Genomic DNA, 19,047 nt, shown 5'->3' with positions numbered 1-19,047 from the left:
GTGCTGCAGAAAAATAGCCGCCGCCCGGTAGCTACGTGCGTGCCGTTACCTTGTTTGCGGCTTGCTTTGCTCTGTCTAGCCAGGTCAAATCGATTCGCCCATGGCTGCAGCGCAGGCCGTGATCAAGCAGACACGCAATCAACGCTATTGCTTGCCTCACAGCCGCTTCAAGGTCCAAATTCGACCGTAGTGCGAGGGAACGCGGAGCGCCACCGGCTGGAGCGCCGAAATGTTTGTCAGACTAAGTGAACCCCCGTGCAGCTCCTCGGCATAGTCGCCAGCGACCGGAAACCAAAATGGAACGGTCTGATCAGTGTCGCCAGTGTTGACCGCGACCAATGTGTATTGTGTGCCGTCATAACGCGCGAACAGCAAGATGCCAAACTGCTGATAGCGGTCCCAATCGTTAAAGAAGAAGTACGTCCCTCGACGAATGTGGTCTCTCTCCCTCCGGATGCGCATTAGCTTGCGCACCAAGCTTACGATTGGCCGACCCGACTCATCGTAGAAGAAATCCCACCGCATCGGTCGGAGCAGCGCGACCCTCCCCATTCCGAAATCCGGCAAGAAGTAGTTCTCCGCAAACTCTTCACCTTGCCAGAGCATCGGCATGCCCTTACTCATTAGGAGACAGATCAAGTACGGCTGCAGCATGTACCAGCGCGCGCGGTCGCCCTCTATGAAGAGCGGATTCCCCGCTTCATCAGGGTTGTAGGTGCCGAAATTGCACAGGAAGCGTTCGTGATCGTGATTTTCAATATACTGAAGAGCGGTTTTGGGGATGATGTCGCCGTTTGCGGTTTCCTGGTCGGAATAGCCGAATAGTCCGAGCTTTAAGCCAAGATCGGAGAGCCGTCCGCGGTCACCCCTTGCCACCGCGCGCGCGGCATCGAACGTGCTATTCTGCCACGTGCTGTTCGAGTAAGTGGTACGCAGTACGTCCTCCGGCCCCTCCAACTGCTCAGCCATCTGAATGAGCGCCAACGGTTGACCCGGTCCCTTATCGAACCGGCTCCAGTACGGACTACCCGCCGCAATCTTGGCTTTCGTTAATTGGTGAGTCTGATAAACAAGGTTCGCATAGCCGACGCCCATCGGCCCATCCCAGTAGTTCGGCACGCAGTCGTAGCGAAAACCATCGACGTGATACACGTCGAGCCAATGGTGGTTTGCGGAATAGAAATAGTCTCGAGTGATCGCTCGATTAAAATCCGTGCTCTTGCCGAAGTTGCTGAAATAGTCTTTGGCAAACGGCCCCATGAACGGGTTTTCGTGATACCGTAACCGCGTGTATGCATCGTAATAGGGGAAGTCTACCCCCGTATGGCCGTACACGACGTCAATGATAACGGCGATACCGTGCTGATGGCAGATATCGACAAGTTGCTGGAAATCTGACCGCTTCCCAAAACGCTCGTCGACGCCAAAGTAGCCAATCGGCAGATAGCCCCAGTCGACGGAGCCGCCGACGTTGGACAGAGGCATGATCTCGATCGCGTTGATGCCGAGATCCGCTAGGTAGGCGACGAGCCTGCGGACGTGATCGAGGTCGCTGCCAAACTCTGCGATGTTGACTTCATAGAGGATCAGATCGGCAAGCGCAGGTGTTTTCCATTGCGCTTCCCCGGAGCTCCATTCGTAGGGCTGGTAGCCCAATGTGAAAGCAGACTGCTTGCCGCCCCCGAACTCGCGTGCAAATGGGTCTATGATCCAATCGAGCTTACCACTGTTCGGATTCGTGATCGTGTAGCGATACACATACCGGCCGGGCGTTCCCCAGGCAGAGCCAGGCGCCGCGGGAGCAGTTCCGGCGATGGGCACGGTCGTTGACCAAAAGTCCCCGTATGGCGGACGATCGCTGTGCGCTAGCTGAAATTCGCGTGCTGGAATCTCCTGGAGAAACTGATCGGCCTCGTGGATAATCTTGACGGTCACCACATTGCCGTCGGTCCCCGATACCCAGGGAAGCCAAAGTCCGAACGCAACGGTGCCATTCGTCTCGATGGCGCCCAGCGATCCAAGTGGCATAAGGTTCATGCCACAATGCCTCCTAGCGGCTTCCACTGGATGTTACGAAAGAGCACGCGGCCGGTATGCGTCTGCAAGCCGATGAACCGAGGGTCCTGCGGGGTTGATGGAAGACCTCGACGCGGAGACTGCGGGTCACCGGCGAAATGGAAGACATTCACCGTCTGTCCGTTCAACGCGACCGTGATGTCAGCGCCGTCGACGGTGATCTCATAGTCGTTCCACTCTCCTGGCGGTCGGACGACCAATGTCCCGTCTGTGGGTCCTTTGAAGGAATAGACGGCACCAGTTCTATGGATCGGCGCATTGTCAGGCCGGGCCAATTCGTCGATCTGTATCTCGAAACCGAAGTTGACGCCGACATAGGCTGTGTTGTCGTAACCTTCGTTCCGCGGGTCCGGGAAGCCGATGAATACGCCGGAATTGTCGTCAGGCGCGGTCATCATCCATTGTAGCCGCAATACGTAGCGGCTTGGACTTGTTCGCGAGAGCCAGAGGAGACCGAGATCTGTGCCGGTCCGTCCCTCGAGCACACCTCGGCGAACTCGAAACGAACCGGGATCGTCTCGCCCGGGCTGATTGCTGATCGTCGACATCTTCCAGTCACCAATCGAGTTGCCGTCGAACAGCCTTTCAAAGCCGGCGTCCGCAACGAATGGTGACGGCGACATGATGAAGTCGCCTGTACGGCGCGAGAGGGCTATGCCCGTCAACATGGGATTGGGTGAGCCGATAGTCGGGAACAGCGCCGGGCCTGCCGCATACAGGTTTTCGACGTGATGGAAGCGGCCATTGCTATCGGTGACGCTCAAGGCCGGATCAGTCCCCATCCAAAGCGTGCCTGCCTCGTGATGTGTCGTCCCCAGCCCGTCTTGCCCGTTCTGTAGCACCTGCATTGGCTGCCCATTGGCAAATATCGCGGCGACCTGCTGCATCGCAGCGTCCATTGCGCTCCAGAGAACTTGATCTCGAGGCGTTGCCGTGAGCGTGACCGATGCGCGGCGGACCCCATATTCGTCTGTACGCGAACTCAGATCGACACGGCTCGGATGGCTGGCAGGATTTGCCGGGTCGGCGGGCTCCATCTCTCCAAGTCCTCTGATTGCGATCGCGACATGCGTATCAGTCGAAGTACGGAGTTGGTCGTAGAAATCAACATCAGGAACCTTGCGGAAGAGTTCGTCCTCCCCGCCGACCGCACCGCCGCCTCCACTCGCCGCAATCTGCAGATGGAACCTACCGATTAGATCACCATTGGACTGCGTCGCCCGCCCTTTTACGAACAGCGCGGCGGTTTGCAGCTCGTTTACTGTCGCTGAAAGCCCAGGGATAGAAGCGCGGGGTACGCGAATAACTAGGTTGGAACGAAGGTGCGCTATGAGGTTTTTGCCAATGAGCGGTAATGTCGGCAGCCCGGTTGCATCGAACGAAGCTAGTGCAAGCCTTGCGTTCTCAATCGTGCCCAGGGCCATGATGACGGTACCGCCCGGTGCCAGATTAATAGGGCCGCGGTTGGTATTGATACCGGTGACACGCCAAGATCCGCCGGCGGTCGGAGCCGAACGCAGCGTCAGGACATGCGTGTCCGGCAGGACCATGAATTCCTTGATTGCATCATTTCCGTTTGAATCGATCGCCGCTGTCCGAGCCGCCTTCATCAGGAGAGGAACGACGCTGAACTTGTTGAGCGGAAAGAACCCGGCATGCGGCGGTCGCGCCTGAACTGCAAGCGGCGCTTCCAGCTTCAACAGATTCAGAAGGTCGCTCTGAGAAAGTCCACCGGCAGACGCCAAACCGAGGAGCTGCAGGGGATCGGCGCCGGGTTTCAGGAGCGGCGACGGCGGCAGTGCACTGAGGGAAAACGCACCGGGAACGGTAGAGAGATTGTCGAAGAGCTGCCGGCGCAAGGCGTTTTGGAGTTCGCCGGCAATGAAGTCATTCGCTTCGTCGACACCAATTTGTCGCGAACTCTCACCGAAGTAGCGGCCGTTTAGGTCAGCGACCGTGGCCTCGGGCCATGTCGCCATCTCTTCGTCAAGCAGGCGAGGCGACCACCCGCCCCAATAGAGCGACCTGCCACCCAGCGTGTATGCGAGGCCTTTGAAGGGAATGGTCGATGCCCAGGGAATACCCCAGACCTCGTTTCGCGGCGGCTCCGGCTGGGGGAGGCTCTCATTCAGAAAAAATGGATTGATTGGGTCCGTAAAACCCTGAATTCCGGTGTTCTGGACGTGCTCCGGAACAGTGAACCTCCCGGCATCCACGATCAGAGTTCGCAATCCGCCGCCGGCTTGTTTTTGACGGAACCAGAGGTGCTCCGCTATCGCAGAACCGAATGTTCCGCCTCCCACGATGATAAAATCGAACGGACGCCCACCTGATCCCTTCCACGCGTCGACCTCGGCGAGGTTGTTGCAGAGATATCGACCCTGGATGTCTTTGGTGAAAGACGTCGTCTCGGTGGTGAGGGGCATTGTCCGTCCTCCTGGAAAAAGCCGTACGGCCAACATTCACTCGCCAGGCAGTGGTACCGGCATCAATTCGCTTCCCAATGGTGATCCAATCGTCGCCTGAGAACTCGCGGGAGGATATTGACTCGCAGAGTGAACCAACATCCTTCTCAACCTAAAATGATCTAGTTCACATAGTCCCCCCTTTTTCGAGGCCTCAAACACCCTACCGAACTACGGATTCTGAGCGCTACATTGATCGCTGCCATCGAGGCAGATGCGGCGACCGAGTGCCGCTCGTTTCACCAACACTGAGAGGGCTTATTCCGATCGATGTGACGGTGCAGACTAGGATGGCGCCTTAGGCCATGGATTCCCGTAGCGGACATCCCGCTTGCGCTCGTCTCTTACACTCAAGATTTTGAACCCTGCGATGTTTATGATCAAAGTTTTCGGGAAGTTTATGCCTTGTGGGTCAATGTGGGAGGCGTTCCCGCCATAGGAAAAGAGTTGTCGGGCGCTATTCTTCCTTTTACTGATCAGTTGCGTGCGGCCCGACGGCAGAAGGCCGGCGCATGGCCCCGAAATATCCAGCATTCCGCCGATGGCGAAAGGCGCATGGAGAGCCTGCCAAAGACGCAAAAACTTCGCGCAATTCTCCCGACACGTGAACCAATTTGCACGCGCGAGAATAGGCAAAGTCTCATCGCCCGAAATACTAGGCTCGCCAGCGACTATCTCCGGCAGAGCTGGACAGGAAGCTATTTGACCTCGCCATATGCCATATCATCGAAGAGGGTTACGCTATCCGCCTTAGTCCACAAGCCAATCATGCCGGCGTCTGTGATCGTGGAGTCCTCCACCTCGAACAACGGCTTTCCATCAAAAGTCACTTTGAACCGATTTCCTGTGAAGTTGCAACGCAGCGCGTGCCATTGACCGGTCGCCACCGGCGTGTTGACACCATAGCCGCCCTTTCCTCCGACAATCTCTAGCGAGGTTCGAACGCCTTTGACGGTCTTGTAGAGCACCACGTTGTCCTCCAGCGCGTTGGCCCGCACGACATAGTAATTGTCCGCGTCCTTCGCGCGCCAGATAATCCCCGCGGCCCGATCTTCTGAGCCGGCGACGGCCTTAAATTTGACCTCGACAAAGCCGTCACCGATCCTGGTATCGCGCTTGATGGCCACGGGAAAGGTCGCTCGCCCGGATTGCTTGAGCACGTTTGCTCGGCGCGGTAGCGTCGGTCTCAATGGTCCATTTCGGTCGTCCCTGGCCGGTCTTCGTCAAAGTCCATCCTTCCGGAGGTTTTCCGGCAGGACTGTCGTCAAAGTTCATAGTTTCTGCCACGGCGCTCCCTCCCATCCACCAAACGAGCATGAGCGTCAAAGCAAGCCTCGCCCGCGCGGGCGACGGTTTGACTTCGAAAGGCATCACGCGCTTCCTCCTCGATCCTTCTCAACTCTTTGTGCTGGCAGTCTTGTCCAAAGCCGCGCGCAAGCTTTCGGCCAGCTTAACGGCGTCGTCGTTCGCCCAGAAATGCATGAAGAAGAGCCGCGGCTGCTCGTCCAGCATGTGGCTGTGAAGCGCGGTCACTTCTATTCCGTGCGTCCGAAGTGCCAGAATGACTGGGTTGACCTCGACGCCGGTCAGCACGAAGTCACCGGTGATGGCGGCCTTTCCGCCTCCCGTCGGCTGGAAGTTGATAGCGATCGCGACGCCCATCGGGCCGACGGGCGTCAGCGGCATGCCGTCCTGCGTGATCGGGTCCCGCCGCTTGACGTTGAATTGATAGACGCCGCCGTTGGCCTGACCCTTCACGCCGATGATCTGGTCGAGCTTGGCCGTGTCGAGATCGACTGCGGGCGGCGGGTTCGCCGGCGCCGCGACGGTCAGCGGTGTCTTACTCTCGGTCAGCGCGTCGTGGATCGCCGAGGCCAATTTGACCGGATCGCCATGGCCCGCGACATGCATGTAGAACGTCGGCGGGCTCGCGCGCAGGAGATGATTGTGCACGGCGGTGATCTGGAGGCCGCTCGCGATCATCTTCGCCATCACTGGATTGACCTCGGTCTCCAGTAGCACAAGATCGCCCATAACCATGGCGCCGCCGTGCCCAGGCTTGAATGCAACCCAACCGCCAAGCGCCAACGCCGGCTTGATCGCTACGCCGTCCAAAGTGACAGATAGATCGGTGCGGGGGAAGCCGTAGCGGTGGACGTCATCCGATACGGCTGCCTTGCGGCCAAGCGCTTCGTCGACCTTTGACCAGTCGACGCTCTGTGCGCGTGCTGCCGATACGAAGGGCCCGGCAGAAAGTGCAAAGAGGCACGCGCCGAGGGCGATCAATGCTCCAATTTGTTTCATCGTGCTGCTCCCTCGAACTCAGTTGCGCTCTTTGATCTGGCCGCTGCTGTCGATCACCAGGCGTACTTCCTTGCCATTCTTCATCGCCTTGGCCGTCGTACCTTCGGCCGTCGACTTGACCTCGCTCACCTGCGAGTAGCCGGCGGCCTGGATTTTGGCGATTAGCTCTTCCTGGGTCAGGGCGTTGGCAGCCGAAAGTCCGATCGTTGTCGCAAGCACGATGACTGTCTGGAAAATTGTCCGATTTCGCATGGTCGTTCTCCTGGTCGTGTCCCTGCCCCAGGTGAAGTTCGATGCGTAGCCCTCCCCCGCATGTGTCGGCCAGCCGCCCCGCGGCCCTGTTGGTCCGTCAGTTGCGCGGCAATGCGTGCGTCGATGAGCGCCGACGCGGCCGCCGTACTGATCAAACGAAACCGGTCGTCGGGTAAAATGAGGGTGAATATTGCTGACATGCTGCGCCCTTGGTGGTCAGGACGCGATTCTTGGGCATGACGCCTCACGGGGAGATCGCATTTCCCCGAGCCGTAAATAAAGGCCCGGATGGTAGGGCTGTCAATCTGCGTGTGCCGACGGATTTCAAGAAATCACCAGACGAGGGTCACCGAGATTTCATCCGAAGTAAGGAAACAAGTCGACACTTGGCGTCAAGTTGGGCCTTAGTGAAGCCTCTGACGGAGCTTCTTGATGATTTCCCGGAGATCTTTCGCGTACTCTTCGATGATCTTTACAGCTTCCTCCAGACGCGAAGAGTAGGCTCAGGAACTTCTCGCTCTGGTCTGTCCGTATCTTTCATGCCTCCACGAGTCGATGGGGGGGGCGACAAGCGTTGTTGAGCTAGATCAAGGTTCGTCCGCTACGATCTTGAAGCGTCCGGCGGAGTTCACGTAGACTGCCTGTGCGGGATCAAGCAGACTCCCGGCGAGACTTCGGTCCAAGTTCTGCGCAGCACGCAACAGTGGAGCTTGCGCATGGTTACCGAAAGACACCCCTCTCCCCGACGTACCGTCGCCATCCTTTCGCGAGGAGATGCCGCCGCACGTCGAGATGCCACTTCGAAGAACGGCCGCTTTGTCGACGTCTTCGAAGCGCTCGCCGCCGTCGGCGTCGATGGGCGCCCGGCTATCTATGACGAAAGCTTCGCCGACGCCGTCCGCGAACAACTGCTCGCAGTTGACGGCGTGCTCGTCTGGGTTAACCCGATTCAAGGTGGCAGAAACCGCACCGGCCTCGACGCCCTGCTGCGCGACATCGCCGCACAGGGCGTGTGGGTGAGCGCTCATCCTGACGTCATCCTCAAGATGGGAACCAAGGAGGCCCTCTATCGCACTCGCTCGATGAGCTGGGGCAGCGACACGGCCTTGTATCAAACCGCCGCAGACATGCGCGCCGAGCTGCCTGCACGGCTCGCCGCCGGGCCGCGCGTAATCAAACGCAGCCGGGGCAACGGTGGCCAAGGCGTCTGGAAGGTGGAGAAGCTGCCGACCTCCTCTATGATTAAGGTCACGGATGCGACCAAGGAGACGCCCGAGGAACTGACCCTGGATGATTTTGTCCGTCGGTGCGCGGAGTATTTCGAGAACGGCAGCGTGGTCGACCAGGTGTTTCAACCTCGCCTGAGCGAGGGCGTGGTGCGCTGCTACATGGCAGGCGATCGCTGCGCCGGTTTCGGCCATCACAAAGTCAAAGCCCTGGTCGAATCAACGGCCGCACGTTCCGAGGCTGGGCCGCGGCTTTACACGTCAAACGCGGATCCACGCTTCCAGCGGCTCCGGCGGCTGATGGAAGACGAGTGGACGCCGCAGCTAACTTTTCTATTGGACATCGCTCGAGGTGATCTGCCCGCGATCTGGGACGCCGACTTCATGCTCGGCCCCGCCGAGGCCGACGGGAGCGACAGCTATGTGCTCGGCGAAATCAACGTCAGCTCGGTGCATCCATACCCCGAGCAGGCGCCGGGGGAGATCGCCAGGCGAGTTGCCGACCGACTGCAGCTTAAGCTCTGACGCATGCTGAGCGTCAGTGGGCTCAAGCGCCTGCACCTCTCCGTCTCATTCGACCTGCAGGACGGCGAATGCGTCGCCCTGCAGGGGCCTTCCGGAGTCGGGAAGACCTTGCTGCTCCGCTCCATCGCGGATCTCGATCCCAACGAAGGAACGGTCAAGCTGGACGGCACTCTCAGAGAGGCGATGCCCGCCCCGGCCTGGCGAAGGCAAGTGACGTACCTCGCCGCCGAGCCAGGCTGGTGGTCCGACACCGTGCAAGAGCACTTCTCAGCCTGGAAGGATGCCCTTCCGCTGGTCGCGCGACTGGGCTTGCCGGACCACTGCGGATCGTGGTCCATCCAGAGACTTTCGACCGGCGAGAGATTGCGGTTGGGACTTGCGCGGGCGCTTATGCTGCGATCGCGGGTCCTTCTGCTGGACGAGCCGACCTCGGCCCTCGACCCGGCAGCCGCTGCGGCCGTGGAAGGTGTGATTGCCGAACGAATATCGGATGGAACGAGTGTCCTCTGGACCACTCACGACGGCGCCCAAGCCCGCCGGGTTGGGACTAGGATTTTTGTGATGAGGCCTGACGGCGGGATCGAGGAAAGCCGGCCGTGACCTACATCCAGCTTTCGTACGGCGACCTGGTCCTACCTGCGCTTCTTGTCGTCATGGACGGCGTCTTTTCGCTTTTTCTCCGGCTCAAGCTCGAGAAGCAACTGGCCATTGCAACCGTGCGCATGGTGGTGCAACTCGTTCTCGTCGGATACGTGCTGACGTTCCTGTTTGCCGCGGTGTCGCCGCTCTGGACCGCTCTCGCCGCCCTGATCATGGTCCTGTTCGCCTCTCGAGAGATCGTCGCGCGGCAGAAGCGGCGCCTTCAGGGCGTCTGGAAGTACGGCCTGGGCGCGGGATGCACGCTGCTCGCCGCGGGTACGGTCACGATGTTCGCGCTCCTGACGGAACTGCGACCCGATCCTTGGTATCACCCGCGCTACGCTCTGCCGTTGCTGGGCATGATGCTGGGCAACACCATGACCGGAATAAGCCTGGGCCTGGACGTGCTGACGAACGGCCTGGTGCGCGAACGAGCCGGCGTGGAAGCTTGTCTTGCGCTGGGAGGCACCCGACACCAAGCCCTGCTGCCGGTCATACGGGACGCCTTGAGAAGCGGCTTCATGCCGATCATGAACAGCATGGCGGCAATCGGACTTGTTTCCTTGCCGGGAATGATGACCGGCCAGATCCTTGCGGGTGTCGAGCCGGTCGATGCTGTCAAATATCAATTGCTGATCATGTTCCTGATCGCCGGCGGGACCGGGCTGGGAACACTGGTCGCCGTCCTGGGTGGTGCGCGCTTGCTCACTGATCATCGACATCGGCTGCGTCTGGATCGCATTGCGACAGAAAAATAAGAATGTGAGCGCAGCCACGGCGGCAAATCGCGTCGGTTCCTTTCACTTCCCTTGTCCGGCCGCTCGGCGAAGTTGGTTTGTGGGCTCGTTCCTTTAATCGGTGCGGCGAGGCATGAATATCTAGGTGTTCTGGCGATTCGCGTATTCGACGTTATGGAAGAAGTCGGCCAGCGACCGACTTTCACTCTGCTCAGTTTGCTCGGTCAAGCAGCGGCAACCCACACTCCGCTAAGAACGCGGCCGTTCCTTCGTAGAAGGCTGGTGGACGGGTGGCGTCAATCGAATCCCCCCTCGGAATGTAGATCACCATCCCCTGTCGCGCGCGTGTCAGCAGCACACGGTAAGCGTTGGTCAGATAGATCTTGCGGTTGTCGTCATTGACGTTCTGCCATCGCGTGCCGGAAAACCGATAGAACTGCCACCTGCCATCGACCGACCGAAAATCAGCATCCCAGCACACCCCCACCCAATCGAGCTCCAGGCCCTGAATATCGAACTCGGTTGCAGGATCCTCCATATAGTAGGACGAGCGAACATCATCTTTTCCGTTCAAGAACCATGTCGTTGCTTCGATCTTTTCGTGAACGTTGAGTCCCTCAGGCTTCAGGCGCGATGCGCCCGACGAGGCCACTAGACCAATGCGTTCCGAACCCCGCCCACGATCTCGGAGCCATTGCCGAGCGTGGCCGAGCTCTCGCGTCAGGACGATCGGATAGGTCTCCTTAATCGCCTGGTATAGCGCTTTAGCCTCTTTGGCCTCCCCAGCGACGAGGGCGCCAACGAACGCAGAGAGCTTTTCGGCACGAAACGATCGCACCGAGACCGCCAAATGAAGCGCCGGCAGAGATTGGCTCTCAAGCCCTGCGAGAAGTGCCGGTAGATCTTGCCCCCAATGGTAGTCTCGATGGGCTAGTTGTTCCGAAGTATAGACTTTCCAGTTCCGAAAGCTTCGCTGGAGCGCGGAAAACCATTCGGTTAGCCCCGCTTCACCGGCGTTGATCTCCTGTCCTCCGCCTATGAGACATATGATTGTGCACCAGCCGTCGTGCCTGTCCATGACGCTGATGAGAAACTCAGGTTCAGACATCTGGAAGTTTGTCTGCCCCTTCTTCTGACTCATAAAGTTTGCCAGATGCTTGGCGTCCCATGCCCGCTGCGCCTCGTCGAACACCGCAACCCGCTCGATCGGAGGCTCAGAGGTGACGAGGTTGCTGTCGCGGAAGTGCATAATGTTCTGAACGAAGCTTTTGACTTTCCGGAGCGCGTCGGACTTCTTACTCTTCTCGCCGCGCTCCTTTAATTGCGCGTGTTCGTCCCGTGCGAGTGCCTCGCGCAGCACCTCCACCAAGGGACCGTTGCCGGACAGGAAGACGGCATGCTCGTCCTCGTGAGCCTTCGTCCGAAGTGTCACGAGATTGAGGCCTGCCAAGGTCTTTCCGGCACCCGGCACTCCCGTCACGAAGCAGATCGCCTTGCGTCGGTGGGCCTTGGCATCCTCGATAATGTCAGCAAGGCATGCTGCCGTCTGACTTAGATTTCTAGCTCCGGCGTCGGAGCGCGTAATATCTTCGACCCGATGGCCCTGGTAGAGCGCCTGCGCGGCTTCAATGATTGTGGGCGTGGGCTTGTAGCCAGTCCGCGACCACTGGGCGCCGTCCAAGTCAGCCTGCTTTGGTATCTCGCGCACGACACGCCCGAGGATTTCTCGCAGATTGTCCCCATTCGACTTGACCGGGCTCGCGACTCCGTCATTTTGCCATGCGAGCTTAACGGATGGATTTGCCGCCATCGTCGCCACAACGATCGGCACGATTCGCCGATCATGGCTCCCAGCATGGAAGTTCTTCAGGTCGAGGGCATAGTCGACAACTTGATCGAGGGCTGCCGCATCGAACTGATCCGAGCCGACTTTGAATTCGATGACGAAAACGATTCCCGCCGTAGTCACCACCACGTCGGCACGCTTGCCCATGCGCGGGATCGCAAACTCAAATGCAATCCAACCATCGAGCCCACCAAATTGAGCCCGCGCGAGCTCGATCTGCCTCAGCCACGCGTTGCGCTGCAACGCATCTAGTGCAAAGGGATTCTGCTTGGCGAGACGTCCCAGAATAGCGTCTGGGGTTAGATCGACAAGCTCTTGGATCGAGCTAGAATAAAAGGCACCATTCATTGTGTTTCGCGCGCTTCCGCCTGATTTTTGGTTGATTCTATGATGTCGAACGAGATCAATCTAACAGCAATGGCCGACATATTATCGAAGTCCCCGGACTATCGTGTCCTTCGTCGGCTCACGCCCCGGACAGAATTCGCGCCATGCGATGGGCAGGCAACAAAGACGGGTATTTTACTTGATGTTGAAACCACCGGCCTGAATACAGAACAAGACGAAATCATCGAGCTGGCGATGGTGAAATTCGACTATCTGCCAGATGACAGGATTGCACGAATCACCGATGTCTTTTCATCCTTCAACGAGCCTCAGAATCCGATCCCTGACGAGATCACCGAGCTCACGGGCATTACGGACGAAATGGTGCTGGGACATCGGATCGATCCGAATGCGGTTTCGGCGTTTGTCTCGGACGCTGTGATCATCGTCGCCCACAATGCAAATTTTGATCGGAAATTTGCCGAGCGCTATTGGCCCGTTTTTGAGCGGAAGCCGTGGGCATGCTCTGCGACGGAAATCGAATGGCGTAGGCACGGATTTGACGGATCGCGACTGGGCTACTTATTGGCCGGTGTGGGCCTCTTTCACCAAGCGCATCGCGCAATTGACGATTGCCGGGCCTTGATTGAAATCTTGTCCACAAACGTACCAAACCAGGTTCGATCGGCTTTCGCCATTCTCCTGGAACGCGCTCGGCGCAAGACAATTCGGATATGGGCGGAACAATCGCCCTTTGAACTAAAAGACACGTTGAAAAAGCGAGGTTACCGTTGGAGCGACGGCGCAGATGGAAGGCCGAGATCTTGGTACATCGATGTCGACGAAGCTCATCAACCAGCAGAAGTCGACTTCTTGAGAACAACCATTTACCTGCAAGAAGTTATTCCGAGAGTTCAGATTCTGAGCGCGATGAACAGATTTTCGAGCCGCATATAGAGGAATAGTGGACTGCTGCCCGGCCCCGCAATTCCTGTTAGGGCCCAGCTCTACGTGATCGATTCCGTCTAGCGTAATACTTCACGTTGGGCCTTAAACGCAGCAATGAATACCTCGACCCCGGCGCTTGTTAATCCGTCTTCGGTGATGAGGCCGAGCTGCGCTAAGTTGACTGTCTCAGGCAGCGCGGGAAAGCGATCGTCGCTTCTGGCGGAGGTAGCGCGTGATTTCGGGAAGCGTCATCGCGTTCAGGACCCGGTCGGCAGGGACGCCGCCCTTGCGGGCCATCTCGACACCCCAATGCATGTGGTCAAGCTCTTCAATCGAGTGCGCGTCTGGATTGATGCTCAGCAAGCAGCCGAACTCAAGCGCCGCCTGGTGCCAGCGCCAGTCTAAGTCGAGACGCCATGGATGCGCGTTTATCTCGACGACGACGTCGTGCTTCGCGCATGCCCGAAGTACCTTCTCGACGTCGATCTCGTAGCCCGGCCGCCGCTGGAGCTGCCGCCCGGTCATGTGGCCGATGATGGTTGTGTGAGGATTGGAAATGGTCCGAAGCAAACGCTGCGTTTGCGCCTTGCGGTCCAGCTTGAAACGACCGTGAATGCTGGCGACGACGAAGTCGAAACGTTCAAGCACCTCCTCGTCGTAGTCGAGCGACCCGTCCGCCAGAATATCGGATTCGATGCCTTTCAATATCCGGAACTCTTTGGCGAACTGCTTGTTCAGTCGGTCCGCTTCCCGGTGCTGCTGCACGATCTCCTCCACGGTGAGACCACCGGCATAGTGCGCAGACTTTGAATGGTCCGCGACCCCGAAATATTCGAAGGCGCTGACGGGTCGCCTTCGCCATCGTCTCCAGGGTCTCGGCGCCGTCGGAAGCATCCGTGTGGCAGTGAAGGATACCGCGGAGATCGTCGTCGGTGACGAGCTTCGGCAGCTCGCCCTTCAGAGCCAATTCGACCTCGCCCCGCCCCTCCCGGAGCTCGGGATCGATGAATGGCAGCCCGAGAGCGCGATAGATGTCCGCCTCCTCGCCCGCGACCAGAGTGCGGCCCTTATGCAAGCCATCGGGCTCCAACCGCATTCCTTTCTCCGCGGCCAATGTCTGGAGCTGCTCGACATGGGTGGCGGAGCCGGTGGCGAAAAGAAGGGCGGCCCCGAAGTGCTTGCGGTCGGAGATGGAGATTTGCAGGCCGGCCGCCGGTGGCTTCGGCGTCTTGCCTGACTGGGCGGCCTCCGCAACGATTGCAAGGTCTCTGACGAGTTCACAGCCACGGCGGAAGTCGCCGGCGATCGTCACGCGCTTGAGCTCGGGCTGAGCCTTCCGGATGGAATTCTGAGCGTGCGCGAGCAGAGTGGCGGCACGGTGCAGGTGGAGGCGGCCTTCTCCGCTTTTCGCGATGGCGAGGTTTTGCAGGATCTTGGTCTGCAGCGCTGCACCAAGTCCTTTCGCCTTCTTGATGCGGTCGTCTTTGGCGGCGGCCTCTAGTTCGGCGAGGGAGGCTATGCCCAGATCTCTGTAGAGCCGCAGCACTTTCTCCGGACGAAGGCCAGGCACGGCGAGCATTTCGAGCACGCCCTCAGGGATCTCCTGCCTCAGCTTTTCCAGACTTGGGTGAGTGCCCGTCTTGTGAATCTTGGTAATGATGTCAGCTATCGCATCGCCGACCCCAGGGATCTCAGTGAGCCGGTCTTCGGCAACGAGGACGTCCAAAGGTACAGTAAGGGCGCCCAAACTGTCGGCCGCGCGAGAGTAGGCTTTTGCCCGGTACGGGTTGCCGCCACGAAGGGCGGCCCGCTGCGCATATTCTCGCAGGAGACTTGCTACGGTGCGCGCGTCGAGGGGAGCCACTCAACGCCCCCCCTGCTCTGCCCGATGAGGACTCGATGCGCCAAAGCGAGTTCGAGCGGACGGTTCTTTCGGGCCACTATCCAGTGATCGTTCTAGCTTCTGCGCTGCTCGGAAGTCTTCCATGTGCTGCGTGTTCGGGCCAAAAGCCGCCTCCTTCTTGAGGAGGTTATAAATGCGGCCGACGACGAGCTGTAGGTGCTTCATCCGGCCCTTCGGCATCGATCGCGCTTTGCAAAGAGCTCGCACGGCATAGGCGCGGAAATAGTCGAACGCGTCTGACATCATCAGTAAACGCCCGTTGTCCCCGATAGTTCGGCCGTCGCCGACCCGGCTTGACCGCCAGGAGACCTCGGCACCTTCTTGACGCGGTTGCTTCAGGCGGTGACACCGGTCGGTGAAGACTTTTTACGACTTCGTGCGCGAGTTGGACCTAGAGCGGCAGCCGTCGAATTTGATTTCGCGATCCATCGCGGATGGGACCCATTGGACGGTGGATTCGTTCGACAAACCGCAAGGCCGACGTAGGATTACGGAACCAGCTGAATCTCTGTGCGTTTTCGCAAAGGAATGAAGGGAGGTCCAATATGGCTAAGGCGACGAAATCGACCGCTCGCGGTCGCAAGCAGGATCGCGCACGCGTGGCGGGCGGACAGGATTACGAGGTTCGTTACGAGGCGAAGAAGACTCGTCGCTCCGCTTCGGCAGTGAAGAAGGCGGTCAAGAAGGTGGGAAGTAGCCGGAAGAAGGTAGAGCGGAAGCTAAAGCGCAAGTGAGCTTTTGCAGCGAGTTGAGATTCGGGAGAGGCCACCACCGAAACTGGCAAGCTCAGCGCCCTTGTAAGTCCGACCAGCGCGCACCATTCGAAGATCATGACGGCACCGCCAGATGGCGATCCTCACGCCTGCCATGATGATTTTAGCACCTTAACATCTCACGCTCTTGCCGAGGTCGTCGGGTCTCACCGAGATCGCCATCAATCCTTCATGCCGCCAAGCTGGCCTTCCCGAATGGCACCATTTCTTGTCAACCGCGCTGGCCCCCGGGCTGTCAGCGCCAACCCCAAACTGCAGTGTGTGCTCCGCCAGGTTCGATTTTCAACGTTCCACAGCCCCGGCGTTTTCGCGCTCCTGCAAGTCTCGAGCAATCTGGTCAACCGATGTTTCACTCGCCAGTTCGTCATGCCGGCAGTCTTCGTCATCAATATCCAAACGACTGGCAATCTTCTGCAATATTCTTAAGGACCGTGTCGCTTCTCTTTCTGCAAGGAGATTGATTTGCAGTTCTAGATGATCTCGTTTCTCCAGGATGCGGTCAGTGGCGTTTTGGCGGATCAAAACGCAGGACGTGAGAAACACTGCCTCAAAGGCTAGGATGGTCGCGAGCAGCGGGAAGGGAAATGAATCAAGAGCATGGTCGGCGAAGAACGCGTTAACGGCAATCCAGCACGCCACCACGACGCATTGCACTACGATAAACTGTACGGTACCGACGAAAGATCCGATCGCATGAAAAACGCGGTGATGGAGAGCGAGCTTCTCTTCCTCACGCTTTTCAAGGCTCAGGATAGCATCAATATTTTTGACCGACGCTCGAGTTGACGCCGGGCGGGGCAACATTAGCTTGCCACCTGCTCAGCGGCTCGCCGCGCTGACTTCCGCGTCCTGTCAAGTGTCTCGTCGCCAACCTTCTCCGCCAGCGCGCGCTCTTCGCATTTTGAGCGAAGTTCGTCGATCTCTTCGTCTGTGAGATGCTCAATGCCGACGAGGGAATTGCGAGCCGAGCTTACCCGGATAAGCTCATCCAGTTTGACCTGGATGGCTGCGCTATCGCGGTTCTGAGAATTCTGGATAAGAAACACCATAAGGAAAGTTACAATGGTCGTGCCAGTATTGATGACGAGCTGCCAAGTGTCTGAGAAGTGAAAAAGCGGACCGCTGATGGCCCAGACCAGCACGACACCTGCTGCCAAAAGGAAGGTCGAGGCACGACCTGCGGCTAAGGAAGTCCGGTTAGCGAGATCGCCGAAGAACTTAGAGATAACCGACGGTTCTCCGTGTCTGGGCTGGCTCACGACCATCTCGTCCTCCGTTAGCCAGAAAACGACCTGTTCTCTTGAAAGTTCCGCGAGACGGAACTCGTTTTTGTGAAAAGCACGAGTGTGGCGGCTTGGGCCCGCACGAGACGACGTCCGGACGACCACTGATCGAAATGGCGCGTGCTGGATGCGGGTAAACCGAAGCTCACTGACCGCTGGTCCGAGCGTTTGACCACGCAAAGCGGGCAAGCCTACCTATTTACGTAAGCCTCCTCAGTGGGATCTTGACGCTCGAGCGCGGCCAACAATGAGCAGCGCCAGAAGCGCAAACGGCCCAAAGACTAAGGCGGTCGAGAGCCAAGCCTTTGTAGATCGTTCAGGGTCGCGCACCATGTCACATGCGGCAGGCATACAGGCCATAGCGAAGAGGCGGAAAACCACGTCGGCATGCGCAGCTCCAGTGATATCAGGATGGTAGCACTGTTGTATCCGGTGAGCGATGGACGCTAAGCCCTAATGGAAGCCATGGGCCATTTCCGGGCTTATGCACCGCACCGCTCGATAAATTGGAAATTCGTAGCGAGAGAAGCTAAATGCTCTTTATCGGAAAGCTTGTCCGCCATTGACGATTCATTTCACGAACATCCAATGGATGTATCTGCAAATGTCTGCAACGGGTCAAAATCGGCGGTCCCGACCGCTGCAATCAGCTTCCGCTCTACACACGGCAGCCGACGCCCCATCGAGCTTTCCGCTGGGCAGCGATGGGCCATAAGCCGTCACCGGTCTGATAGCTCAGGATCTTGCTCGAAATTTCCGTTCGACGCCGGCGGCAACGAGAAAGGCTGCAACGCGTTCATTTAATGTCAGGGAGCGCTGATCCGATGGAGTTTGCATGGTTGCTGAGATCATTAGAGAAGGTGGATGCTTGTGCCGGGGCATCCGCTACAAGGTAACAGGAAATCCCTATAAGAGCGGTCTATGCCACTGCGCGGATTGTCGGAAAGTGACTGGGTCGGCTTTTCTTGCCTACGCCGATTGGCGCCCCGAGCAGTTCGAATACACCGGGGAAGTCAACACGTATCGGGGACGGAGCTTCTGTCCCAATTGCGGTTCCCGCCTTTTCAGCCGCAACGAGCGCCAAGTTGAGATATACATCGGTACTCTTGATGCGGTGCCAAGCGGCATTACACCGATTGTTGAGGGATGGATCATACGCCGCGAGCCTTGGCAGCATCCGATAGAAGCAGCGGGGCAGCATGAGAGAGACGTCACTCCCTCCGGCTTAGACAATCAATCGGCCAAGGCAGCACGCTAACCGCTACGGACGCTGCTTGCCTTGTTGCGTCGCAGGGCTCTAGCCGGGCGCAACGGACGTGGATGGTCGGCAACGGACAAAAAGCTGTCCATGCACGCCGTCCGACACAGGCCCGCTATTGAGGCAAAACCGGCCCGATGTGCTCCCAAAAGTGTGCGGCCTTGCTGGTTGGGTTCGCCGCTGCCCTCCTTGGATGCTTTCTCTCAAGACTTCGCCACATCCATCAGGCCGATGGCTTCATCGCGCTCGGCCCTTTTGTTTACGGGTCCCTCTGGCGTCCTGAGCAACCGCGGGTAATTCGCACCCCTCAGTCTCGCTAGCCGGAGCACTCCAAAAGTTAGGTTGACAGGGTTGACAAGGTTGACACCGGTTGACACCGAACCTGCGCGACGCTTCCGACACTTGGGTGTCCTGAGCCAGCCCTTCCTGCGCGCGCGGGCGCGCGCTTAGGGAGTTATGTGCGAAGAACTGTCTAAAGTGTCGAA

Annotated in this window: 15 protein-coding genes and 1 pseudogene; 6 read left to right on the top strand and 10 right to left on the bottom strand. The window is 58.6% G+C overall.

All coding sequences use genetic code 11. The features are described 5' to 3' along the window. Window positions 1-156 precede the first annotated feature (156 nt). From XI05_RS00575 to XI05_RS00555, 5 genes are all read right to left on the bottom strand, one after another. Entirely contained in the window at window positions 157-2,037 is a 1,881-nt protein-coding gene (locus XI05_RS00575; RefSeq protein WP_271497867.1) for an alpha-amylase family glycosyl hydrolase, read from the bottom strand. Next, window positions 2,034-4,502 (bottom strand): family 16 glycoside hydrolase, encoded by a 2,469-nt coding sequence (locus XI05_RS00570; RefSeq protein ID WP_271497864.1) that lies wholly within the window; start codon window positions 4,500-4,502, stop codon window positions 2,034-2,036. The genes XI05_RS00575 and XI05_RS00570 overlap by 4 nt, the downstream gene beginning before the upstream one ends. 737 nt (window positions 4,503-5,239) lie before the next feature. After that, complete coding sequence (locus tag XI05_RS00565) at window positions 5,240-5,701, bottom strand: hypothetical protein (RefSeq protein WP_271497862.1); 462 nt, start codon at window positions 5,699-5,701, stop codon at window positions 5,240-5,242. A 235-nt stretch (window positions 5,702-5,936) separates the two neighbouring features. Further along, the gene (locus XI05_RS00560; protein WP_271497859.1) at window positions 5,937-6,845 is read right to left on the bottom strand and encodes a DUF1259 domain-containing protein; all 909 of its coding nucleotides are present in this window, start codon (window positions 6,843-6,845) and stop codon (window positions 5,937-5,939) included. A gap of 18 nt (window positions 6,846-6,863) precedes the next feature. Next, complete coding sequence (locus tag XI05_RS00555; protein ID WP_271497856.1) at window positions 6,864-7,097, bottom strand: hypothetical protein; 234 nt, start codon at window positions 7,095-7,097, stop codon at window positions 6,864-6,866. Between the two features lie 716 nt (window positions 7,098-7,813). Here XI05_RS00555 and XI05_RS00550 point away from each other — a divergent pair. Genes XI05_RS00550 through XI05_RS00540 form a run of 3 tightly spaced genes read left to right on the top strand, consistent with a single transcriptional unit; the run spans window position 7,814 to window position 10,245 of the window. Continuing rightward, window positions 7,814-8,848 (top strand): Cj0069 family protein, encoded by a 1,035-nt coding sequence (locus XI05_RS00550; protein ID WP_271497853.1) that lies wholly within the window; start codon window positions 7,814-7,816, stop codon window positions 8,846-8,848. A gap of 3 nt (window positions 8,849-8,851) precedes the next feature. Next, the gene (locus tag XI05_RS00545; RefSeq protein WP_271497849.1) at window positions 8,852-9,448 is read left to right on the top strand and encodes an ABC transporter ATP-binding protein; all 597 of its coding nucleotides are present in this window, start codon (window positions 8,852-8,854) and stop codon (window positions 9,446-9,448) included. After that, window positions 9,445-10,245, top strand: coding sequence for an ABC transporter permease (locus XI05_RS00540; protein ID WP_271497846.1), 801 nt, complete (start codon window positions 9,445-9,447; stop codon window positions 10,243-10,245). The genes XI05_RS00545 and XI05_RS00540 overlap by 4 nt, the downstream gene beginning before the upstream one ends. A gap of 190 nt (window positions 10,246-10,435) precedes the next feature. Here the strand turns inward: XI05_RS00540 and XI05_RS00535 are convergent, their stop codons facing one another. Further along, window positions 10,436-12,418, bottom strand: a complete 1,983-nt coding sequence (locus XI05_RS00535; RefSeq protein ID WP_271497843.1) for a DUF2075 domain-containing protein — start codon at window positions 12,416-12,418, stop codon at window positions 10,436-10,438. A 39-nt stretch (window positions 12,419-12,457) separates the two neighbouring features. Between XI05_RS00535 and XI05_RS00530 the strand changes: the two genes are divergently transcribed. After that, window positions 12,458-13,354: a 3'-5' exonuclease gene (locus XI05_RS00530; RefSeq protein ID WP_271497839.1), complete on the top strand. Its 897-nt coding sequence runs from the start codon at window positions 12,458-12,460 to the stop codon at window positions 13,352-13,354. A 177-nt stretch (window positions 13,355-13,531) separates the two neighbouring features. Here the strand turns inward: XI05_RS00530 and XI05_RS00525 are convergent. Both XI05_RS00525 and XI05_RS00520 read right to left on the bottom strand, forming a co-directional pair. After that, window positions 13,532-15,209, bottom strand: a pseudogene (locus tag XI05_RS00525) (PHP domain-containing protein). Then, on the bottom strand, window positions 15,210-15,494 hold the full coding sequence (locus XI05_RS00520; protein ID WP_271497837.1) for a hypothetical protein: 285 nt from the start codon (window positions 15,492-15,494) through the stop codon (window positions 15,210-15,212). Window positions 15,495-15,793: 299 nt separating this feature from the next. On the opposite strand from XI05_RS00520, the gene XI05_RS00515 reads away from it, so the two are divergent. After that, window positions 15,794-15,982: a DUF3606 domain-containing protein gene (locus tag XI05_RS00515; protein ID WP_271497834.1), complete on the top strand. Its 189-nt coding sequence runs from the start codon at window positions 15,794-15,796 to the stop codon at window positions 15,980-15,982. A 321-nt stretch (window positions 15,983-16,303) separates the two neighbouring features. Here the strand turns inward: XI05_RS00515 and XI05_RS00510 are convergent, their stop codons facing one another. Both XI05_RS00510 and XI05_RS00505 read right to left on the bottom strand, forming a co-directional pair. Further along, the gene (locus tag XI05_RS00510) at window positions 16,304-16,825 is read right to left on the bottom strand and encodes a DUF1003 domain-containing protein (protein WP_271497831.1); all 522 of its coding nucleotides are present in this window, start codon (window positions 16,823-16,825) and stop codon (window positions 16,304-16,306) included. Next, a complete protein-coding gene (locus XI05_RS00505) occupies window positions 16,825-17,280 on the bottom strand; it encodes a low affinity iron permease family protein (protein ID WP_271497828.1) in 456 nt (151 codons plus the stop codon). The genes XI05_RS00510 and XI05_RS00505 overlap by 1 nt, the downstream gene beginning before the upstream one ends. An 859-nt stretch (window positions 17,281-18,139) precedes the next feature. Between XI05_RS00505 and XI05_RS00500 the strand changes: the two genes are divergently transcribed. Then, entirely contained in the window at window positions 18,140-18,562 is a 423-nt protein-coding gene (locus XI05_RS00500) for a GFA family protein (RefSeq protein ID WP_271497825.1), read from the top strand. Window positions 18,563-19,047 lie beyond the last annotated feature (485 nt).

The sequence above is a fragment of the Bradyrhizobium sp. CCBAU 11357 genome (assembly GCF_028128865.1).
GTDB lineage: Bacteria > Pseudomonadota > Alphaproteobacteria > Rhizobiales > Xanthobacteraceae > Bradyrhizobium.
This window is presented reverse-complemented; position numbering and strand designations above follow the sequence as displayed.

Coding starts and splice junctions, on each gene's coding strand:
- XI05_RS00510 (WP_271497831.1), bottom strand. CDS start 16,825: ATGTTGCCCCGCCCGGCGTCAACTCGAGCGTCGGTCAAAAATATTGAT.
- XI05_RS00560 (WP_271497859.1), bottom strand. CDS start 6,845: ATGAAACAAATTGGAGCATTGATCGCCCTCGGCGCGTGCCTCTTTGCA.
- XI05_RS00500 (WP_271497825.1), top strand. CDS start 18,140: ATGGTTGCTGAGATCATTAGAGAAGGTGGATGCTTGTGCCGGGGCATC.
- XI05_RS00520 (WP_271497837.1), bottom strand. CDS start 15,494: ATGATGTCAGACGCGTTCGACTATTTCCGCGCCTATGCCGTGCGAGCT.
- XI05_RS00515 (WP_271497834.1), top strand. CDS start 15,794: ATGGCTAAGGCGACGAAATCGACCGCTCGCGGTCGCAAGCAGGATCGC.
- XI05_RS00535 (WP_271497843.1), bottom strand. CDS start 12,418: ATGAATGGTGCCTTTTATTCTAGCTCGATCCAAGAGCTTGTCGATCTA.
- XI05_RS00570 (WP_271497864.1), bottom strand. CDS start 4,502: ATGCCCCTCACCACCGAGACGACGTCTTTCACCAAAGACATCCAGGGT.
- XI05_RS00550 (WP_271497853.1), top strand. CDS start 7,814: ATGGTTACCGAAAGACACCCCTCTCCCCGACGTACCGTCGCCATCCTT.
- XI05_RS00530 (WP_271497839.1), top strand. CDS start 12,458: ATGATGTCGAACGAGATCAATCTAACAGCAATGGCCGACATATTATCG.
- XI05_RS00555 (WP_271497856.1), bottom strand. CDS start 7,097: ATGCGAAATCGGACAATTTTCCAGACAGTCATCGTGCTTGCGACAACG.
- XI05_RS00545 (WP_271497849.1), top strand. CDS start 8,852: ATGCTGAGCGTCAGTGGGCTCAAGCGCCTGCACCTCTCCGTCTCATTC.
- XI05_RS00575 (WP_271497867.1), bottom strand. CDS start 2,037: ATGAACCTTATGCCACTTGGATCGCTGGGCGCCATCGAGACGAATGGC.